The 16,973-nt window shown below is 52.6% G+C and carries 15 protein-coding genes and 1 riboswitch; of the genes, 13 read left to right on the top strand and 2 right to left on the bottom strand.

What is annotated here, in order from left to right:
- The first annotated feature begins 31 nt into the window (after nucleotides 1-31).
- Entirely contained in the window at nucleotides 32-586 is a 555-nt protein-coding gene (gene pyrR / locus FZ040_RS03095; RefSeq protein WP_149170644.1) for a bifunctional pyr operon transcriptional regulator/uracil phosphoribosyltransferase PyrR, read from the top strand.
- Nucleotides 587-649: 63 nt separating this feature from the next.
- Here pyrR and FZ040_RS03090 read toward each other — a convergent pair whose 3' ends face one another.
- Both FZ040_RS03090 and FZ040_RS03085 read right to left on the bottom strand, forming a co-directional pair.
- Nucleotides 650-1,960 (bottom strand): flagellin N-terminal helical domain-containing protein, encoded by a 1,311-nt coding sequence (locus FZ040_RS03090; protein WP_149170643.1) that lies wholly within the window; start codon nucleotides 1,958-1,960, stop codon nucleotides 650-652.
- A gap of 849 nt (nucleotides 1,961-2,809) precedes the next feature.
- On the bottom strand, nucleotides 2,810-4,564 hold the full coding sequence (locus FZ040_RS03085; protein WP_149170642.1) for an Rqc2 family fibronectin-binding protein: 1,755 nt from the start codon (nucleotides 4,562-4,564) through the stop codon (nucleotides 2,810-2,812).
- A gap of 172 nt (nucleotides 4,565-4,736) precedes the next feature.
- On the opposite strand from FZ040_RS03085, the gene dapF reads away from it, so the two are divergent.
- The 12 genes from dapF (at nucleotide 4,737) to metK (ending at nucleotide 16,967) form a co-directional block, all read left to right on the top strand.
- On the top strand, nucleotides 4,737-5,570 hold the full coding sequence (dapF, locus tag FZ040_RS03080) for a diaminopimelate epimerase (protein ID WP_149170641.1): 834 nt from the start codon (nucleotides 4,737-4,739) through the stop codon (nucleotides 5,568-5,570).
- A gap of 24 nt (nucleotides 5,571-5,594) precedes the next feature.
- Entirely contained in the window at nucleotides 5,595-6,473 is an 879-nt protein-coding gene (locus FZ040_RS03075; RefSeq protein ID WP_149170640.1) for a YicC/YloC family endoribonuclease, read from the top strand.
- 16 nt (nucleotides 6,474-6,489) lie between these two features.
- Complete coding sequence (remA, locus tag FZ040_RS03070; RefSeq protein ID WP_033169147.1) at nucleotides 6,490-6,780, top strand: extracellular matrix/biofilm regulator RemA; 291 nt, start codon at nucleotides 6,490-6,492, stop codon at nucleotides 6,778-6,780.
- A 2-nt stretch (nucleotides 6,781-6,782) separates the two neighbouring features.
- Complete coding sequence (gene gmk / locus FZ040_RS03065) at nucleotides 6,783-7,385, top strand: guanylate kinase (protein WP_149170639.1); 603 nt, start codon at nucleotides 6,783-6,785, stop codon at nucleotides 7,383-7,385.
- Complete coding sequence (gene rpoZ / locus FZ040_RS03060) at nucleotides 7,385-7,621, top strand: DNA-directed RNA polymerase subunit omega (protein WP_231473835.1); 237 nt, start codon at nucleotides 7,385-7,387, stop codon at nucleotides 7,619-7,621. Before gmk ends, rpoZ begins: the two co-directional genes overlap by 1 nt.
- Nucleotides 7,622-7,624: 3 nt before the next feature.
- On the top strand, nucleotides 7,625-8,869 hold the full coding sequence (gene coaBC, locus FZ040_RS03055) for a bifunctional phosphopantothenoylcysteine decarboxylase/phosphopantothenate--cysteine ligase CoaBC (protein ID WP_149170638.1): 1,245 nt from the start codon (nucleotides 7,625-7,627) through the stop codon (nucleotides 8,867-8,869).
- A gap of 76 nt (nucleotides 8,870-8,945) precedes the next feature.
- The gene (locus tag FZ040_RS03050; RefSeq protein WP_149170637.1) at nucleotides 8,946-9,941 is read left to right on the top strand and encodes an ABC transporter substrate-binding protein; all 996 of its coding nucleotides are present in this window, start codon (nucleotides 8,946-8,948) and stop codon (nucleotides 9,939-9,941) included.
- Between the two features lie 79 nt (nucleotides 9,942-10,020).
- Nucleotides 10,021-10,899 (top strand): ABC transporter permease, encoded by an 879-nt coding sequence (locus tag FZ040_RS03045; protein ID WP_149170636.1) that lies wholly within the window; start codon nucleotides 10,021-10,023, stop codon nucleotides 10,897-10,899.
- Between the two features lies 1 nt (nucleotide 10,900).
- Nucleotides 10,901-11,695, top strand: coding sequence for an ABC transporter ATP-binding protein (locus FZ040_RS03040; protein WP_149170635.1), 795 nt, complete (start codon nucleotides 10,901-10,903; stop codon nucleotides 11,693-11,695).
- A gap of 174 nt (nucleotides 11,696-11,869) precedes the next feature.
- Entirely contained in the window at nucleotides 11,870-13,558 is a 1,689-nt protein-coding gene (locus tag FZ040_RS03035; RefSeq protein ID WP_149170634.1) for a glycoside hydrolase family 13 protein, read from the top strand.
- 108 nt (nucleotides 13,559-13,666) lie between these two features.
- Nucleotides 13,667-15,460, top strand: coding sequence for a methyl-accepting chemotaxis protein (locus FZ040_RS03030; protein ID WP_149170633.1), 1,794 nt, complete (start codon nucleotides 13,667-13,669; stop codon nucleotides 15,458-15,460).
- Between the two features lie 107 nt (nucleotides 15,461-15,567).
- Nucleotides 15,568-15,672, top strand: a riboswitch (SAM riboswitch).
- Nucleotides 15,673-15,776: 104 nt separating this feature from the next.
- Complete coding sequence (gene metK, locus FZ040_RS03025) at nucleotides 15,777-16,967, top strand: methionine adenosyltransferase (protein ID WP_149170632.1); 1,191 nt, start codon at nucleotides 15,777-15,779, stop codon at nucleotides 16,965-16,967.
- Nucleotides 16,968-16,973: the final 6 nt, after the last annotated feature.

Below are 16,973 nucleotides of genomic sequence, written 5' to 3'. Positions count from 1 at the left end.
GGCAAAAATGGATTGACGGGAGTGACAGATTATGCCAGTATTGACCGATAAAACCGTACTGATGGATTCCGAGGGAATCCGCCGCGCGCTGACGCGTATATCTCATGAAATTGTCGAGAAGAATAAGGGCGTGGATAACATCATCCTCGTCGGAATCCGCACGCGCGGCGTGCCAATTGCCGAACGGCTGGCTGACAGCATCGAGCGCATTGAGGGCAAAAAGCCGCCGGTTGGCGTCCTCGACATTACGCTGTACCGCGATGACCTCTCAACGCTGTCGTATCAGCCGATCGTTCATCCGACGGAGTTGCCGGTGGACATCACGGGCATGACCGTTGTCCTCGTCGATGACGTGCTTTATACAGGCCGCACGATTCGCGCCGCTCTCGATGCCGTCATTGATATGGGACGTCCCAAGACGATTCAGCTGGCGGTACTCATCGACCGCGGCCATCGCGAGCTGCCAATCCGCGCTGATTTCGTCGGCAAAAACGTACCGACCTCGTCGCATGAGGTCGTAAGCGTTCAGCTTAATGCAACCGACGGCGCCGAAAAAGTCGTGATTCGCGAATTTAAAGAAGATTGATAGACGTAAAAGACCGCTAAATCAGCAGAAGTGCTGATTTAGCGGTCTTTTTGACTTGTCAAATTAGCTCTGCAAGAGGCTCAGGAACCAGGCGGCGTTGTGGTTGTTTTGCGCCAGCATGGCCTGAGCGGCTTGCAGGAGGATGTTTTCTTTGGTGAATTCGGTCATTTCCTTGGCCATGTTGGCATCGAGGATGGTGGACATGGCCGAGGTCAGGTTTTCGCTTTCGGTTGTGAGGTTCTTTATCGTGTATTCAAGGCGCATGGACTGGGCGCCGATGGTGGTCTGTTGGTCAAGGGCCTGCTCAAGCGCACGGTCGATGGCACTGATGGCGGCATTGGCGCCTTTTTGCGTGGTCACATCGATGGCCTGGCCGTAGATGTCGCTCATGCCGAGGGCGTAGGAGCTCATATCGCCGATGGAACTGCGCGTGCCGCGGCTGGCATCAGGACTGCTGGCCGTGTAGAAACTCGTGTTGTCCTGCTTATCGCGCGCGGCAATGCTTTCGTTGAAATCATTTAGGGACGTAGTGGCCGTTTTTTTGATTTGCCCTTTTGTATCGGTGATGCTGATGGTCAGCCCCGAAATGGCGCCGCTAAGCCCGGTGCTTGCAGTGGTGAATGAGACGGCATTTTTGTCGTCGGGAGTATGGACGGTTTCGCCCTGGGCATCCACACCAAGGGTGGAATCAGTTTGTAATTTTGACGGGTCAAAAATTGACTGGTCAATATTGTTGAATTCGGTCAGCATATCCGCAAGGGTCGTGGTACTGGCCTGATAGCTGGCCGAATAAGTCTTGCCGTCTTTGACATACGAAAGATTCACGGTGTCACTTGATTGGATGTTCAGCGATGAGCCGTCACGCCGTTTCAGGTCGGTGAGTTTGGTGTCTGCCGTAGTTGACTCGTCAAGGCTTTGATTGGTCAGCACCTGCGCTGTCGGCTGGGCCTCGGAGTTCAGCGAGCCATCGAGCAGATATTTGCCGTTGTAGGTGATGCTCGCATTATCGTTTATCTGGTCGCTGTATTGGTCGAAAAGTTTCTGGATGGCGCGGCGGTCGCTGTCGCTGCAGGTATCACTGGCAGCCTCAATGGCTTTTTCTTTGAGCGTGCGCAGGATATCAATGGTCGAGCTGATGCCGCCTTCGGCAACTTTCAGCATGCTAAGCGAGAACTGCGCGTTGCGGCACGAGGCATCGAGTCCGCGGATGCGCATATCCATGCGCTGGCCAATCGCCCAGCCAGACGGATCGTCAGCAACACTAGCAACGCGCTGGCCGGTCGAGAGACGCTGCATGCGCTTGGAAAGCTGCAGTTGATGCTTGTCCATGATGTTCAAGATATTTGTCGACATGGCCCAGCTGCTAATCATCATAGTTGTCACCTTCCTTGTGAGCAAAAAGAAATCCGTATCCAATATTATTATACTACTCTAAATGTTATTATACGAATGTATACATAAATTGCAGTTTGTGGGTTGGAGGAATGGGGTCGAGGCAGCTCTTCGCCGCCGCTAGGGACAGTGCCAACACTACGCCAAGATATTTTCCTAAACGAAATTTTTATCCTAAATTAAGCATCGGAAAAATCCAAAACGCGCTTCGCTTGAACGGTAGAATTTTTCCGACGAAGGGGGAGGATAAAAATTTCGTTCTTAACGGAAAACATCAAAGCTTCGTTTATGGCACTGTCCCTAGCGGCGGCTGAGGATGGAACAGACACGAACTTTTGCCTTTCCCCTTGGGGAAGGTGCCCCGTTAGGGGCGGATGAGGTAGCAGCTTTAGGGATTAATTTAATCGTAAGTTATACAGAATGACCTCATCCGAGCGCTTCGCGCCCACCTCTCGGGGATGCCACTGGCATCCCGCTGACGCCCCCAGAGGGGAAGGCATAGTAGTGTCGATTCCACCCCAGGCGGCGGGGGACACAGTACCATAAGCGCAGCTTTGACGTTCCGCGTTAAGCAAGAAATTTTTGCCGGCGTTCTCGTTGGAAAAGCAGTTTCGTTCAAGCGAAGCGCGTTTAACTGTTTTCCAACTCTTAATTAAAAGGCAAAAATTTCTTGTAGCGGGTTGTCACCGGCGGAGCGTTGGTACTGTGTCCCTCGACGCCGGAGTAACGCTTCGAACCCAGCCACTCTAACCTACAAACGGCAATTTATAGTGTAAGGGGACTGTTGTCTTAGTATCAAATATGGATAGTAAGACAACAGTCCCCTTAATGTTATTTCCCGTTCATAAGGAATGGGCGGAGTTCTTCTTCGTCTGGCGTTATATATAGTGTTTTTTGATTGGTAAATATGACAAAGCCTGGCTTGCTGCCCGATGGCTTTTTGACGTAGCGGATTTCGGTGTAGTCGACGGGGACTTTGGAAGAGCCTTGGGCTTTGCTGAAGTGGGCGGCAAGGCTGGCGCAGAGCAGGAGGTTGTCCTCGCTGACGGGCTCGCCGCCGTTGCGCAGGATGACGTGAGAGCCTGGGATGTTCTGCGTGTGGAACCAGGTGTCGTTGAAGCTTGCCGTCTTGCAGGTCAGCTTGTCGTTTTGGTAGTTGTTCTTGCCGATGAAGATGTCAATGCCGTCGGGCGTCTGGAAGTGGAACGGATGCGACGGCTTGTCGTTGTTCTTGCGTTTCAGTTTTTCGCGCAGGTAGCCGCTTTCGACGAGCTCGTTGTGGATTTCGGCGATTTCGCCAAGGCTTTCCGAGGCGAGCAGGGAGGCCTCGATGCTCTCAAGATAGGTGATGTTGTCTTCGCATTCACGGCGCTGGACGCGCAGGAGTTCCTGGGCGCGCTTTAGCTTGTCGTATTTCTTGTAGCAGGCCTGCATGTTCTGGATAATCGTATAGCGCTGGTCGAGCGGAATCGTAATCGTCTCGCCGGTTTCGCTATAGATGTTGGCCACGGTGATTTCGCTATCGACGTGGTCTTGGAATTGGTACTGATAGGTCATGAGATTGTCGCCGCGAATCTTGTATTCCTCGGCGTTTTCAGCGGCGGCGATTTCTTCGTCGAGTTTTACGAGCTTGTTCTCGGCGCGATTCAGTTCGTTCTTGACGAGTTTTTTGAAGCGGTCCTTGTCGGGCAGGACATAGCTGCCCGCAAGCTGGTCGGCTTTTTCGAGCATGGCGCTGATGGTCGGAAACGACAGGCTCGTGCCGCTCGTGAGATAGTGGAGCGGGAACGAGCTCATCGCAAGGATTTTCTTGTTGTCATCAACTACGAGCACCGGGGAGGCCGTTTCGGCGCTGGCGGTCTCCCGGATTTCCGACAGCGCATCGCGCACGGCGGCAAAGTCAACGTCTTCGAGCGCTGCGATGCGCGTGCTCGGGGCAAGGCCGGCTGAAAAGCAAGTTTCCTTGGCCGAGACGGGGCCAAAGCCCATGCAGGTACTAAGCAGTGCTTTATCAAGACGCTGCTCGCCGTCCTGTTTGAGGCTAGCCATGATGGCATCCATATCGGCCGTGAAGAGGTCGAGCTTATCCTGCCCCGGCGGCAGTTCGTAGGCGTCGCCGGGCAGGACGGTGCGCACGCGGCTGCTGTTCGTGCCAATCTTGCGCAGCGCGTCGATAATCGTGCCGTCCTGCGTGAGGATGATGTTGCTGTATTTGCCCATGAGCTCCATGACGAGCGTCTTGGTGACAATTTTGCCGCCGGCGGCCAGCGAGTCAACATCCATGAGCAGCAGGCGGTCGAGCCCGTGCTGGCGGATGGCGGCGATGCGGCCGGTTTCGAGCTGCTTGCGAAGGACCATGCAGAATACGGGCGGTTCGGGCGGATTTTCAAGGTTGCGTTCCAGCAGATGCGCCGAGGGATTCTGCGAGTTTATGGAGACGTGCAGCAGGTAGTTTTGGCCTGGCTGGCGAATGGATAAGATAATCGATTGTTTGTTAGGCTGCGTGATTTTATCGATGCGCCCGCCGGCAAGCGTCGCGTTGAGCTCGCGGGCGAGGGCATGCATGGAAAAGCCGTCAAGACTCATGATGATGCTCCTTTGCGATTCGTAGGGTATAACTTCTAAATTATATCATTAAAGCGATGGTGCGGCAATTCGCGGCGGCGCCTTGCGGCCAATTTAGCCCGCATGCTTGCATAAGCTAGCGAAAAACAATATAATAGGATAATGAGTAACTAGAACTAGGGGGCTTTATTTGATGGAATTTACGAAATGGCAGGGCTGCGGCAACGATTTTGTACTTTTTGACTGCCGCGCACAGGAGCCGGAGGATTATGCGGAGCTTTCGCGGAAAGTTTGCGACCGTCATTATGGCATTGGTGCGGACGGAATTCTGGTCGTATTGCCATCGGATAAAGCGGACTTCCGCATGCGCATCTTCAATACGGATGGCAGTGAGGCGGAAATGTGCGGCAACGGCATCCGCTGCTTTGCGCGTTTCCTCTACGACTACAAGCTGACGGATAAACTCGAGTTCACGGTTGAGACCGGAGCGGGTATCCTCGTGCCGAAAATCATCCTGGCCGATGGTAAAGTGACTGGCGTTCAGGTCGATATGGGCGAGCCGCATCTTCTCGGCGAAGAGATTCCGGTCGCAGGCTTTGATGGCAAGAAGGTCATCGCCGAGCCAATTACGGTTGCTGGCACGACCTATGCGATGACGGGCGTTTCGATGGGCAATCCGCATTGCGTCGTCTTTGTTGACGATGCCGAAAAATTCCCGATTGAGGAGCTCGGTTCCCAATTTGAACATCATGCGATGTTCCCGCGCAAGACGAATACGGAATTCGTCGAGGTCAAAGACCGCAGCCATGTGCGCATGCGCGTTTGGGAGCGCGGCGCTGCCATTACGCTGGCCTGCGGCACGGGTTCGTGCGCCACGGTCGTTGCAGGTGTCCTCAATGATAAGACTGACCGCAAGGCCGAGGTTCAGCTCGACGGCGGCAAGTTGATTGTCGAGTGGGCCGAGAACAATCACGTCTTTATGACTGGCCCCGCTGAACTGGTATTTACGGGTGAGATTGCCGAATAAGGTTTTGAGGAAAGAGGCGGCTTTATGCTTAAGAGCATGACGGGATTTGGGGCAGCCATTGCGGAGACGGAGGACTATAAGGTATCTGTTGAAGTAAAGGCGGTCAATCAGCGTTTTCTGGAATTGAATTTTCATATGGGGCGTCAGCTGGGCCAGTGGGAAGACGAACTGCGCAAGGGCATTAAGAAAGTGGCTGCGCGCGGCAAGCTGGACGTATTCATCAATTTTGACGATAAACGGGAAAATAAGGCCGATATCCGTGTCGATAAAGGCTTAGTGCTGGCCTATCAGCGCGCGCTGAACGAAATGAGTGACCTGCTTCATGTGGCGCGGCCCGATGACGTGCAGACCTTTGCCAGTTTCCCGGAGGTACTCAAAGTGGAATCAGCAGGCGATGTGGAGCCGATGAAGCCGGTTTTGCTTCAGGCTTTGCAGGAGGCCCTGGCTGGTTTTGACAGCATGAGGATGACTGAAGGCGAAGCAATCCGGGAGGATTTTTTGGCACGGCTGGCGAAATTAGAGTCGATGCGGGAAAAGATTCAGGAAATCGCCCCGGGAATTGTCGCGTCCTATCGCGAGCATTTGCGCCAGACAATAGCTGAGGCGCTCGATTCTCAGACCTTTGATGAGACGCGGCTGATTCAGGAAACGGCGATTTATGCCGACAAGGTGGATATCACCGAAGAATTGGTCCGGCTCGGCAGTCATTTCAGCCAGTTCCGGCAGATTGTCGGCACGGCCGCTGAACCGGTTGGCCGCAAACTCGATTTCCTCATTCAGGAAATCAACCGCGAGACCAATACCATTGGTTCAAAAGCGAACAGCACGGAAGCTGCGCAGCTCGTTGTGGACATGAAGAGCGAGATTGAAAAACTTCGCGAGCAGGTCCAGAATATCGAATAATAGAGGAGGATACCCCGTGGATATCAAACTCATAAACATTGGCTTTGGCAATATCGTATCAGCCAACCGCATCGTGGCGATTGTAAGTCCCGAGTCGGCACCAATCAAGCGCATCATTCAGGAAGCCCGCGATGGCGAGCGCCTTATCGATGCGACGTATGGCCGCCGCACCCGCGCGGTCATCATCATGGACAGCGACCATGTTATCCTGTCGGCCGTCCAGCCGGAGACCGTAGCCCATCGCGTCGATGTCGACGATGATACGGAAGCAAAAGCTGAAATAAAAGAGAAAGAAGACGAAGCGTAAGAATGAGCAGAGGATTATTGATGGTAGTTTCCGGCCCGTCGGGGACGGGGAAGGGAACGGTCTGCGGAGAACTTCTCGCGCAGACTCCTGAGCTTGCCTATTCCATTTCCGCTACGACGCGCAAACCGCGTGAGGGCGAGGTCGATGGCAAGAATTATTATTTCATGGACAAGGCACAGTTCGAGAAGATGATCGAGGAGGGTGGTTTCCTCGAGTATGCCAATGTCTATGGCAATTACTATGGAACGCCGCTGGGCAAAATTGAGGAGCGTCTTGCCGCTGGGGAAGACATCCTGCTCGAGATTGATACCCAAGGGGCGCTCAACGTCATGAAGAAATGCCCGGACGGGCTCTTCATCTTCCTGCTGCCACCGTCCATCGGCGAACTCGAACGCCGCATCCGCGGCCGCGGTTCCGAGACGGCTGAGTCGCTGGCAAAGCGTTTAGGCGCAGCCAAAGAGGAAATCGCTATCGGCCGCAAGTACGGCTATGTGGTAGTAAATGACACGGTAAAACGCGCTGTGGAGCGGATTAAGAGCATCATGGTGGCGGAGCACTGCCGTGTCGACAAGAATTACGATATATTTGAGGAGTTGGAACAGTAATGAAAGCAAATAACAATCCAGAGATGAGCATGGTAAATCCGTCTACGGATACTTTGATGAGCCAGGTCGACAGCCGTTACGGTCTCGTTGTCTGCGCCTCCAAACGCGCCCGTCAGCTGCTTGACGGCGAGGAGCTCAAAGAGCTCAAATCCAAATCGACGAAAAATGTTACCAATGCGCTCGAAGAGATTGCCGAAGGCAAAATCAACTACCGCATTTCGAAAGCGGACCTCTAAGCTATGGAGCTCGCAGGTAAAAAGATTGTCCTGGGCGTAACGGGCGGGATTGCCGCTTACAAGGCCGTAGAGATTGTCAGCCGCCTGCGCAAGGCAGGGGCCGAGGTTCATGTCATCATGACCAAAGAGTCCACGCAGTTCGTGACGGAACTGACCTTCCGAGAGATTAGCGGACAGCCCGTGGTGTCTGACATGTGGGAAAAAGTCACGCATTTCAATGTGGAACATATCGCCCTGGCGCAGCTGGCAGACCTTATGCTTATTGCGCCGGCAACGGCCAACATCATCGCCAAAGCGGCAGTTGGCATCGCTGACGATATGCTCTCGACGACGATTCTGGCGACGAAGGCACCTGTTTATATGGCGCCCGCGATGAATACAAATATGTATGAAAATCCCATCACGCAGCGAAATATCGCAGAGCTCAAGTCACGCGGCTTTCATATCATCGAGCCGGCCGCAGGGCATCTTGCCTGCGGCACGAGCGGCAAGGGCCGTCTGCCAGAGCCCGTGGACATCGTGGGCATCGTAAGGGAAGCGTTGACAAGTCAGAAATTGACAAGTCAAACTTTGACCGGTCAAAAAATCCTGGTCACAGCTGGCGGCACGATTGAGCCACTTGACCCCGTGCGCTATATCGGCAACCGATCGACGGGACGCATGGGGTATGCCGTGGCAGCAGAAGCTGCGCGTCGTGGTGCGGACGTCGTGCTGGTTTCGGGACCATCGGCGCTGGCAGATCCCGTGGGAGTTCGTGTCATTCGCATCGAGACGGCTCGGCAAATGCGTGAGGCTGTTTTGCGGGAATTCCCGACGGCAGCGGCTGTCATCAAGTCGGCGGCGGTGGCGGACTATCGCCCAGCTGTGGTGGCGGACCAGAAAATCAAAAAGAGCGATGAGGATTTGACGCTGAAGTTTGTGCGCAATCCCGACATTTTACTGGAGCTCGGTCAGAAAAAGGAGCATCAAGTGCTTGTTGGCTTTGCGGCTGAGACTTGTCAGGTCGAGGAATATGCGCGCAGGAAACTTTCCAAAAAGAATCTTGACTTTATCGTAGCGAATGACGTATCGGAGGCAGATGCAGGCTTTGGCGTTGATACCAACCGCATCAAACTCATTGACCGGTCAGGAAAGATGACGGCATATCCGCTCATGAGCAAAAAAGAGTTGGCTGGGATTATTCTCGATCATGTTGCGACTGTCTTGAATAACTCACAACAGATGTCTGCTCAACGAAAACAAAACTAGACTTTATTTATGTAACACTGTATAATAATATTTGTTATTGTACAGTGTTACATTTTTTTTTGAGGGTGGGGATTATATGAAATTGTCAAGAAAAGCAAAAGTGTTGGCCCTGGGGATTGCGACGATGCTGGCAGCTGGTGCTATGGCTGGCTGTGGTTCGGAGCAGTCGGCGGGCAATAAGACCTATAAGATTGGCGTGGTCCAGCTCGTAGAGCATAGTGCTTTGGATGCCGCCAATAAGGGCTTTGTCGACGGGTTAAAGGAGCGTGGATTCGAGGAAGGAAAGAACGTGACCTTTGATCAGCAGAATGCGCAGGCAGATCAGTCCAATCTGCAGAATATCGCGCAGCGGTTTGTCAGTGGCAAGATGGATTTGATTTGTGCGATTGCCACGCCGGCTGCACAGACCATTGCCAATGCCACGAAGGATATTCCCATCCTGGGCACAGCCATCACGGACTATGTGGGAGCAAAACTGGTGTCGAACAATGACCGTCCGGGGACTAATGTGTCGGGAACTAGTGACATGAACCCCATCAAGGAACAGATTGATTTGCTCATGAAGATTTGCCCGAATGCTAAAACGATTGGAACCATCTATTGTTCCAGTGAGGTAAATTCGGAAGTTCAGGTAAAGGCCATGAAAGATTATGCCGAGTCGAAGGGACTCACGGTGAAAATCGCTACGATTTCCACGGTCAACGATATTCAGCAAGCGGCTCAGAGCCTGGCCGGTGAGGTCGACGCTTTCTACGTGCCGACGGATAATATTCTCGCATCGGCAATGCCGAATCTCGTAGCAATCACGGATGCGGCCAAGAAACCGGTATTCTGCGGCGAGCCGAATATGGTCAAGGCAGGCGGCTTGGCTACGTATGGTATCGATTATTACAAATTAGGCGTACAGACGGGACACATGGCTGCCGATGTATTGGAGGGCAAGGCGAAACCAGCCGAGATGCCAATCCAGACCGCGCAGGACCTCAAAGTCGTCATCAACAAAAAGAATGCGGCCGCACTTGGCATCACGATTCCTGCGGATGTGTTGAACGGCGCTGAAGTTGTAGAATAAGCAGGGATTGACGCAAAGGGGCGTTCCGGATGCTGCCGCATTCGCTGCGCTCCTTTGTCATATAATAGGAGATGCAACTATGGATTTAGTAATCGCTACAGTCTCACAAGGCCTGCTCTGGGCATTGCTGGCAATTGGTGTTTATCTGACCTTTCGCGTGCTCGACATCGCCGATTTGACGGTTGAGGGCAGTTTTCCGCTCGGGGCGGCAACGGCTGCCACGCTTATTGTCGCGGGCAGTCATCCGCTCGTGGCTATTGTTGCCGCCTGTGTGGCCGGAATGCTCGCGGGCGTTGTCACGGGCATTCTTTGCACGAAGTTTAAGATTCCGGCACTGCTCGCCGGAATCCTGACGATGATTGCGCTTTATTCGGTAAACCTGCGCATTATGGGCAAGGCCAATCTGCCGCTATTGCAGCAGGATACGATTTTTACGATTTGGAATCTGGGCATGGACAAAATGATGACGACGCTCGTCATCGGTGCGGTCATCGTCTTGGTCGTTGCCCTGCTGAACTACTGGTTCTTTGGCACGGAACTAGGTACAGCGGTCCGGGCTACGGGTTTTAATCCGCATATGATTCGCGCTAACGGTATCAACACGGACAACATGGTAGTGCTCGGCCTGCTGCTTTCCAATGGCCTCGTGGCAATTTCGGGGGCGCTTGTGGCCCAGAGCAATGGGTTTGCCGATGTCGGCATGGGCGTTGGCACCATCGTTATCGGTCTGGCGTCGGTTATCATCGGTGAGGTCCTCTTTGGTACGCGCAGTTTCAAGAACTGCCTAATTTCCGTTATTCTGGGATCGATAGTCTATCGTGCCGTCATTGCCATCGTGCTACAGATGGGAATGCCACCCAATGATTTGAAACTCTTCACGGCAATTCTAGTGGCGCTGGCACTTTCAATGCCACTTTTGCAGGCGCGTTGGAATAAAATCAGGAAAGGAGGCCGCTGAGATGCTTCATATCGAAAACATATCGAAGACATTCAATCCTGGAACAATCACCGAAAAGCTGGCACTGCATAACGTGAGTCTCCATCTTGCACCAGGAGATTTTGTTACCGTTATCGGCGGCAATGGCGCCGGTAAATCGACGCTGATGAATTCCATTGCGGGGACCTATCCCGTAGATGAGGGTCGTATCACTATCGACGGAACGGATATCACCAAATGGCCGGAGCACAAACGGGCAAAATACATTGGCCGGGTATTCCAGGACCCGATGATGGGAACGGCTGCTGGCATGATGATTGAAGAGAATCTGGCAATTGCTGCCAGACGCGGCAAATCGCCGACGCTTAAATGGAGTTCTTCGGCAGACAGCCGGCAGCATTTCCGGGAATTGTTAATGGGCTTGAACCTGGGATTGGAAGACCGGCTGGAATCAAAAGTAGGCTTGCTTTCCGGGGGACAGCGGCAGGCGCTCACGCTGCTCATGGCGACGATGGCACAGCCAAAACTATTGCTGCTCGATGAACATACGGCAGCGCTCGACCCGAAAACAGCCGAAAAAGTTTTGTTGCTTACGGATAAAATCATCAAACAGCAAAAACTCACGACATTGATGATTACGCATAACATGCGCGATGCGCTTAAGTATGGCAACCGGCTCATCATGATGTATGAGGGGCATATTCTTTTTGATATTGATAGCGAGAAGAAAAAGAATCTTGGTATTAAGGATTTGCTGGCAATGTTTGAAAAGGCAGCTGGCAGTGAATTGAATAGCGATAGTTTGCTGCTCAGCTAAGAAGGTTAAGAAAACGAGTCTTGAGATATTCCAAGGCTCGTTTTTGCTATATGTACCGGTTACCGGATTTTGTACCAGTATCCGTATCTTGTACCAGCGTTCACAGGAAGTCATCACAGTTAAGAGGAATAGTAAAAGAGATAGAAAAGAATCGATTGGTGGGAGGTAGGTTCTATGAGCCCTGAGAAGCATGCATGGTGGAAAGAAGCCGTTATTTATCAGATTTATCCGCGGTCCTTTGCCGATAGTAATGGTGATGGCATTGGCGATTTGAACGGGATTACGGAGCATTTGGATTATCTGGCAAAGCTTGGCATCGATGTAATCTGGCTCTCGCCGGTTTATGAGTCACCGAACGACGACAACGGATATGATATTTCCGATTACCGGAACATCATGGCCGAATTTGGCACCATGGAAGATTTTGACCGGCTGCTGGCCGAAGCCCATCGGCGAAACATCCGCATTGTGATGGATTTGGTGGTCAATCACACGTCCGATGAACATCCGTGGTTTATCGAAAGCCGCAAGGGCAAAGACAATCCATTCCGCGACTATTATATCTGGAAAGACCCAGGAGTAAATGGCGAGGCGCCCAATCACTGGGAATCCTGTTTTAGCGGTTCTGCCTGGCAGTATGATGATTTGACTGGTCAGTATTACCTTCACTGCTTCAGTCGTAAGCAGCCAGATTTAAATTGGGAAAATCCAAAAGTCCGTGAGGAAGTCTTCGACCTCATGGACTGGTGGTGCCAGAAGGGCATCGATGGCTTCCGCATGGATGTCATTTCGATGATCAGCAAAGACCAGTCGTTTCCCGAGGGACCTTTAAATGCCGATGGGTATAGCGATATGTTTTCCTATGTCTGCAATGGGCCGCGGGTCCATGAATACCTGCAGGAAATGAATCGGCGTGTCCTTTCCCGATACGATTTGCTGACGGTGGGAGAGACGGCTGGTGTTACCGTAGAGGAAGCAAAGAAATATGCCAACAGCGAAGGAACGGAGCTCGGGATGGTCTTTCACTTTGAACATACCGATGGGGCAGCCAACTCAGACGCTGTCTTTGGCAAATGGACGTATACACCACCCAAGCTCGCCTATGTTCGCAAAATCCTGAATAAATGGCAGCTTGAACTGGAGGGAAAAGCATGGGGGAGTCTTTACTGGGATAATCACGACCAGCCGCGGGTGGTATCGAGATTTGGCAACGATTCGGAGAAATGGCGCGTGAAGTCGGCAAAAATGCTGGCCACCGTCCTTCATCTGCAAAAGGGAACGCCCTATATCTATCAGGGAGAGGAAATCGGTATGACCAATCGTCATTTTTCCTCTGTCGACGATTGTGCGGATATCGAGGAGAAGAATGCTTGGCAACAGCTGGTGGTTGAGCAAAAACTCATCGATGGGAAAACCTTGCTGAAATGTTTTGACTGTGTGGCCCGAGACAATGCACGCACACCGATGCAATGGGATGATACGCCGAATGCAGGCTTTACGACCGGGAAGCCATGGCTGGCGGTGAATCCCAATTATACGGGCATCAACGTCGAGCAGGCGCTGGCAGATAAAGAGTCGGTCTTTTATTATTATCAGCGTTTGATTGAACTTCGGCATACCTTGCCCATCATCGTTTATGGCAGGTTTAAGCCACTGCTGGAGGATAGTGAGGAGATTTATGCCTACCAGCGGCTTATGGATGGCCAGGTTTTGACGGTAGCGGCAAACTGGACCGACAGGGAGGCAGCATGCCCGCTGTTTGCAGCCGATTCCTGTGAGGAGTTGATTTCCAATTATGACGTACATAAGGAAGGATTCTTGCAGCCCTATGAAGCACGCGTTGTGTGGGAGGCACGTCGTTAATCCGTTACAGCGAAACTTTTTTCGGTTATAGGCAGGAATATGTCGCAATTAGACGAATCTTTCAATTTATAAGGGAGTGAGTTTCGGAAGCGTAAGGGAGGGAAAACTATGTTTTTTATGAAATCCGTTCGGGGTAAATTGACGGCACTGTTCGTGCTGGTCAGTGTAACGGCTACTCTGGCGGTAGGCGGCTATTTCATTTACACGACGATTTCGGATAATGAAAAACTCGTAAATCAATATCGGCAGGAACTATCGGAACATTACGACCGCGAGTTAAAGTTACAGACGGAAGGCATTGTTTCGTCACTCAACGGCATCTACGCCCGCCAGCAGTCGGGGGAATTGACGGAAGAACAGGCAAAAAATTTGGCGAAGGACGTGATTCGTTCGGTTCGTTACGATGAGGGGAAAGGCTATTTCTTTGCCGATGAAAAGAACACGGGAATTTGCGTGGTGCATGCAGGCAACCGCAACGCCGAGGGCAAGATGCGCCGCGGTGAAAAGGACCCCAATGGCGTGCCGTATATGGAAAACATGCTCAAGGAAGGCCAGAAGGACGGCGGCGGTTTCGTAGATTTTTCCTATCCGAAACCGGGCGAGTCCCAGTCGCTTCCCAAACGCAATTATGTATTGGAATTTAAACCGTATCAGTGGATTATCGGTACGGGTTCCTGGGTCGATTACATCGACGCTGAGGTAAATAAGTACATCGAGGAAAATACCAAGGCACTCTATCATAAAATTCTCATGTCCTCGCTTATCATTTTGGTCGTATCGGTTATCATGGCGCTGCTTGGCGCCAAGCTGGCCCGGAATTTTGGCGACCCCATCAGTTTCGTGACGGGACGTCTGCAGAAATTTGCCAAGGGGGATTATCGCCAGGAATCGGTAAAGGCCGAATATGCCCAGCGGGAAGATGAAATCGGGCAGATGATTGAAATTCTCAAGGTCTTAGGTGGTAATATGCGAACCCTTATGGGGGCCATCCGCACGTCATCGGAACATGTTGCTTCTGATGCGGCAAACCTCAATGAGATGACGGCCCAGTCAGCGGCTGCCAGTCAGCAGGTGGCAGAGTCCATTACCGATGTAGCCACTGCCTCCAATAAGCAGCTTTTGGCCGTTGATGATGCATCCAAATCCATGGATGTGCTGATGGAAAAGATTGGCGGTATGGCCCACAACGCCCGCCGGGCGGCCGTTGAGACCAAGCAGGCTACCGAAAAAGCCCAGAATGGTAATGCCGTAGTCACGCGTACGGTCAAAGAGATGGCTCGCCTCAGTGAAGTCGTGGGCGAGTCGGCCCGTATGGTCAACAATCTCGGCGAGCGTTCGGATACGATTGGACGCATTACCGATACGATTTCGGGCATTGCCGAACAGACGAATCTGTTGGCCCTCAACGCGGCCATCGAGGCAGCCCGCGCTGGCGATGCCGGCCGCGGCTTCGCCGTAGTCGCTGAGGAAATCCGCAAACTTGCCGCCCAATCGGAAGAAGCAGCCAGCCAGATTGCCGAGCTCATTGGCCAGATTCAGCGGGATACCCAGCAGGCTGTTGACAGCATGCACGAGGGTACCGATAATCTCGTCACGGCTAAAGACAGTGTGGAGGAGACTGGCCGCGAGTTTAACGATATCGTGACCTTGGTCGAAAAAATCGCCAGCCGTTCCCAGCAGATTGCCGATGCTTCGAAGGAGGCTACCGATAATGCGGACAGCTGCCAGACGGCTATCCACGACATCGAGGATATGAGCCGCAGTGTCGTAGCAAACTGCGAGACGGTATCGGCCGCAACCGAAGAGCAGACGGCATCGGTGCATGAAATGAATACCAACAGTGAGCAGCTTGCCGAAATGGCCAAGACGCTGCAAACGGAAGTGGAGAAATTCAAAGTCTAAGGCACGGTTAATGGTTGCGATAGATGAGAATTATGAATGCAGTTCATAAAATTACCTTGACATTATGGCCTGGGTATCGTATGATGAAGATAATAAAGCTGAATAGGAACTCATCCAGAGCAGTGGAGGGAATGGCCCGATGAAACTGCGGCAACCATTGATGCAAGTCAAAACGGTGCCAATTCCTTTAGGTTTAACCTATAAGATGAGAGTTAAGAAATATAAGCTCTCGTTTTAACGAGGGCTTTTTCTTATGAATCGGGACGTGTGAGGATATTCAGCATAGATTTAAGAAACTACTAGGGAGGTAGATTTAATGAGTAAGAAACGTATGCTTTTTACTTCGGAGTCGGTTACCGAAGGTCATCCGGATAAGATGGCGGACCAGATTTCCGACAGCATCCTCGATGCCATTCTGGCCGAGGATCCGATGGGACGCGTTGCCTGCGAGACGATGGTAACGACGGGACAGGTTCATGTCGTCGGTGAGATTTCGACGAAGTGCTATGTCGACATTCCGAAAATCATCCGCGATACGGTAAAGGAAATCGGCTATACGCGCGCTAAATACGGCTTTGATGCTGCTACCTGCGGCATTCTCGTATCGCTTGATGAGCAGTCGCCGGATATCGCCCAGGGCGTCAACGAGGCCATTGAGTCCCGCGAGGGTGAGATGGCTGCTGAAGATGCTATCGGTGCTGGCGACCAGGGCATGATGTTCGGCTATGCGACGAACGAAACGCCGGAATTCATGCCGCTGCCGATTGCGCTGGCACATCGTCTGGCCCGCCGCCTGACCGAGGTCCGCAAGAACGGCACGCTGCCGTATCTGCGTCCGGACGGCAAGACGCAGGTCACGATTGCCTATGAAGACGGCAAAGCTGTTGCCGTTGAGACTATCGTTATCTCGACGCAGCATGATGAGGAAGTAACGCTCGAGCAGATTCGCAAGGACCTCATCGAGCACGTCATCAAACCGGTCGTTCCGGCTGAGCTCCTTAAAGACGATACGAAAATCTTCATCAACCCGACGGGCAAATTCGTCATCGGCGGCCCGCAGGGTGACTCGGGCCTCACGGGCCGTAAGATTATCGTCGACACCTATGGTGGCTGGGCTCGCCATGGCGGCGGCGCTTTCTCGGGCAAAGACCCCACGAAGGTTGACCGCAGTGCGGCTTATGCAGCCCGCTATGTTGCCAAGAACATCGTTGCCGCTGGCCTTGCCGACAAGTGCGAAGTTCAGCTCGCCTATGCTATCGGCGTAGCTTATCCGGTTTCGATTATGATTGACACGTTTGGCACGAATAAGGTGGACGAGGAGAAGATTGAAGAAATCGTAAGCCACAACTTCGACCTGCGTCCGGCTGGCATCATCAAGATGCTCGACCTGCGCCGCCCGATTTACAAGCAGACGGCTGCTTATGGCCACTTTGGCCGCACGGATGTCGACCTGCCGTGGGAACACACGGACAAGGCCGATGCGCTGAAAAAAGAAGCAGGAATCTAACGGATT

Origin of the sequence: Pseudoselenomonas ruminis (assembly GCF_008271295.1) — a bacterium.
Lineage (GTDB): Bacteria > Bacillota > Negativicutes > Selenomonadales > Selenomonadaceae > Selenomonas_A > Selenomonas_A ruminis.
The sequence above is the reverse complement of the archived record's forward strand: the minus strand, read 5'-3'. Positions and strand labels throughout refer to the sequence as shown.

Excerpts from the sequence above, each read along its gene's own strand:
- pyrR (WP_149170644.1), top strand. The coding sequence starts at position 32 with ATGCCAGTATTGACCGATAAAACCGTACTGATGGATTCCGAGGGAATC.
- FZ040_RS03075 (WP_149170640.1), top strand. The coding sequence starts at position 5,595 with ATGCTTAAGAGCATGACGGGATTTGGGGCAGCCATTGCGGAGACGGAG.
- FZ040_RS03040 (WP_149170635.1), top strand. The coding sequence starts at position 10,901 with ATGCTTCATATCGAAAACATATCGAAGACATTCAATCCTGGAACAATC.
- gmk (WP_149170639.1), top strand. The coding sequence starts at position 6,783 with ATGAGCAGAGGATTATTGATGGTAGTTTCCGGCCCGTCGGGGACGGGG.
- coaBC (WP_149170638.1), top strand. The coding sequence starts at position 7,625 with ATGGAGCTCGCAGGTAAAAAGATTGTCCTGGGCGTAACGGGCGGGATT.
- FZ040_RS03090 (WP_149170643.1), bottom strand. The coding sequence starts at position 1,960 with ATGATGATTAGCAGCTGGGCCATGTCGACAAATATCTTGAACATCATG.
- metK (WP_149170632.1), top strand. The coding sequence starts at position 15,777 with ATGAGTAAGAAACGTATGCTTTTTACTTCGGAGTCGGTTACCGAAGGT.
- FZ040_RS03030 (WP_149170633.1), top strand. The coding sequence starts at position 13,667 with ATGTTTTTTATGAAATCCGTTCGGGGTAAATTGACGGCACTGTTCGTG.
- rpoZ (WP_231473835.1), top strand. The coding sequence starts at position 7,385 with ATGAAAGCAAATAACAATCCAGAGATGAGCATGGTAAATCCGTCTACG.
- FZ040_RS03050 (WP_149170637.1), top strand. The coding sequence starts at position 8,946 with ATGAAATTGTCAAGAAAAGCAAAAGTGTTGGCCCTGGGGATTGCGACG.
- FZ040_RS03045 (WP_149170636.1), top strand. The coding sequence starts at position 10,021 with ATGGATTTAGTAATCGCTACAGTCTCACAAGGCCTGCTCTGGGCATTG.
- FZ040_RS03085 (WP_149170642.1), bottom strand. The coding sequence starts at position 4,564 with ATGAGTCTTGACGGCTTTTCCATGCATGCCCTCGCCCGCGAGCTCAAC.
- dapF (WP_149170641.1), top strand. The coding sequence starts at position 4,737 with ATGGAATTTACGAAATGGCAGGGCTGCGGCAACGATTTTGTACTTTTT.
- FZ040_RS03035 (WP_149170634.1), top strand. The coding sequence starts at position 11,870 with ATGAGCCCTGAGAAGCATGCATGGTGGAAAGAAGCCGTTATTTATCAG.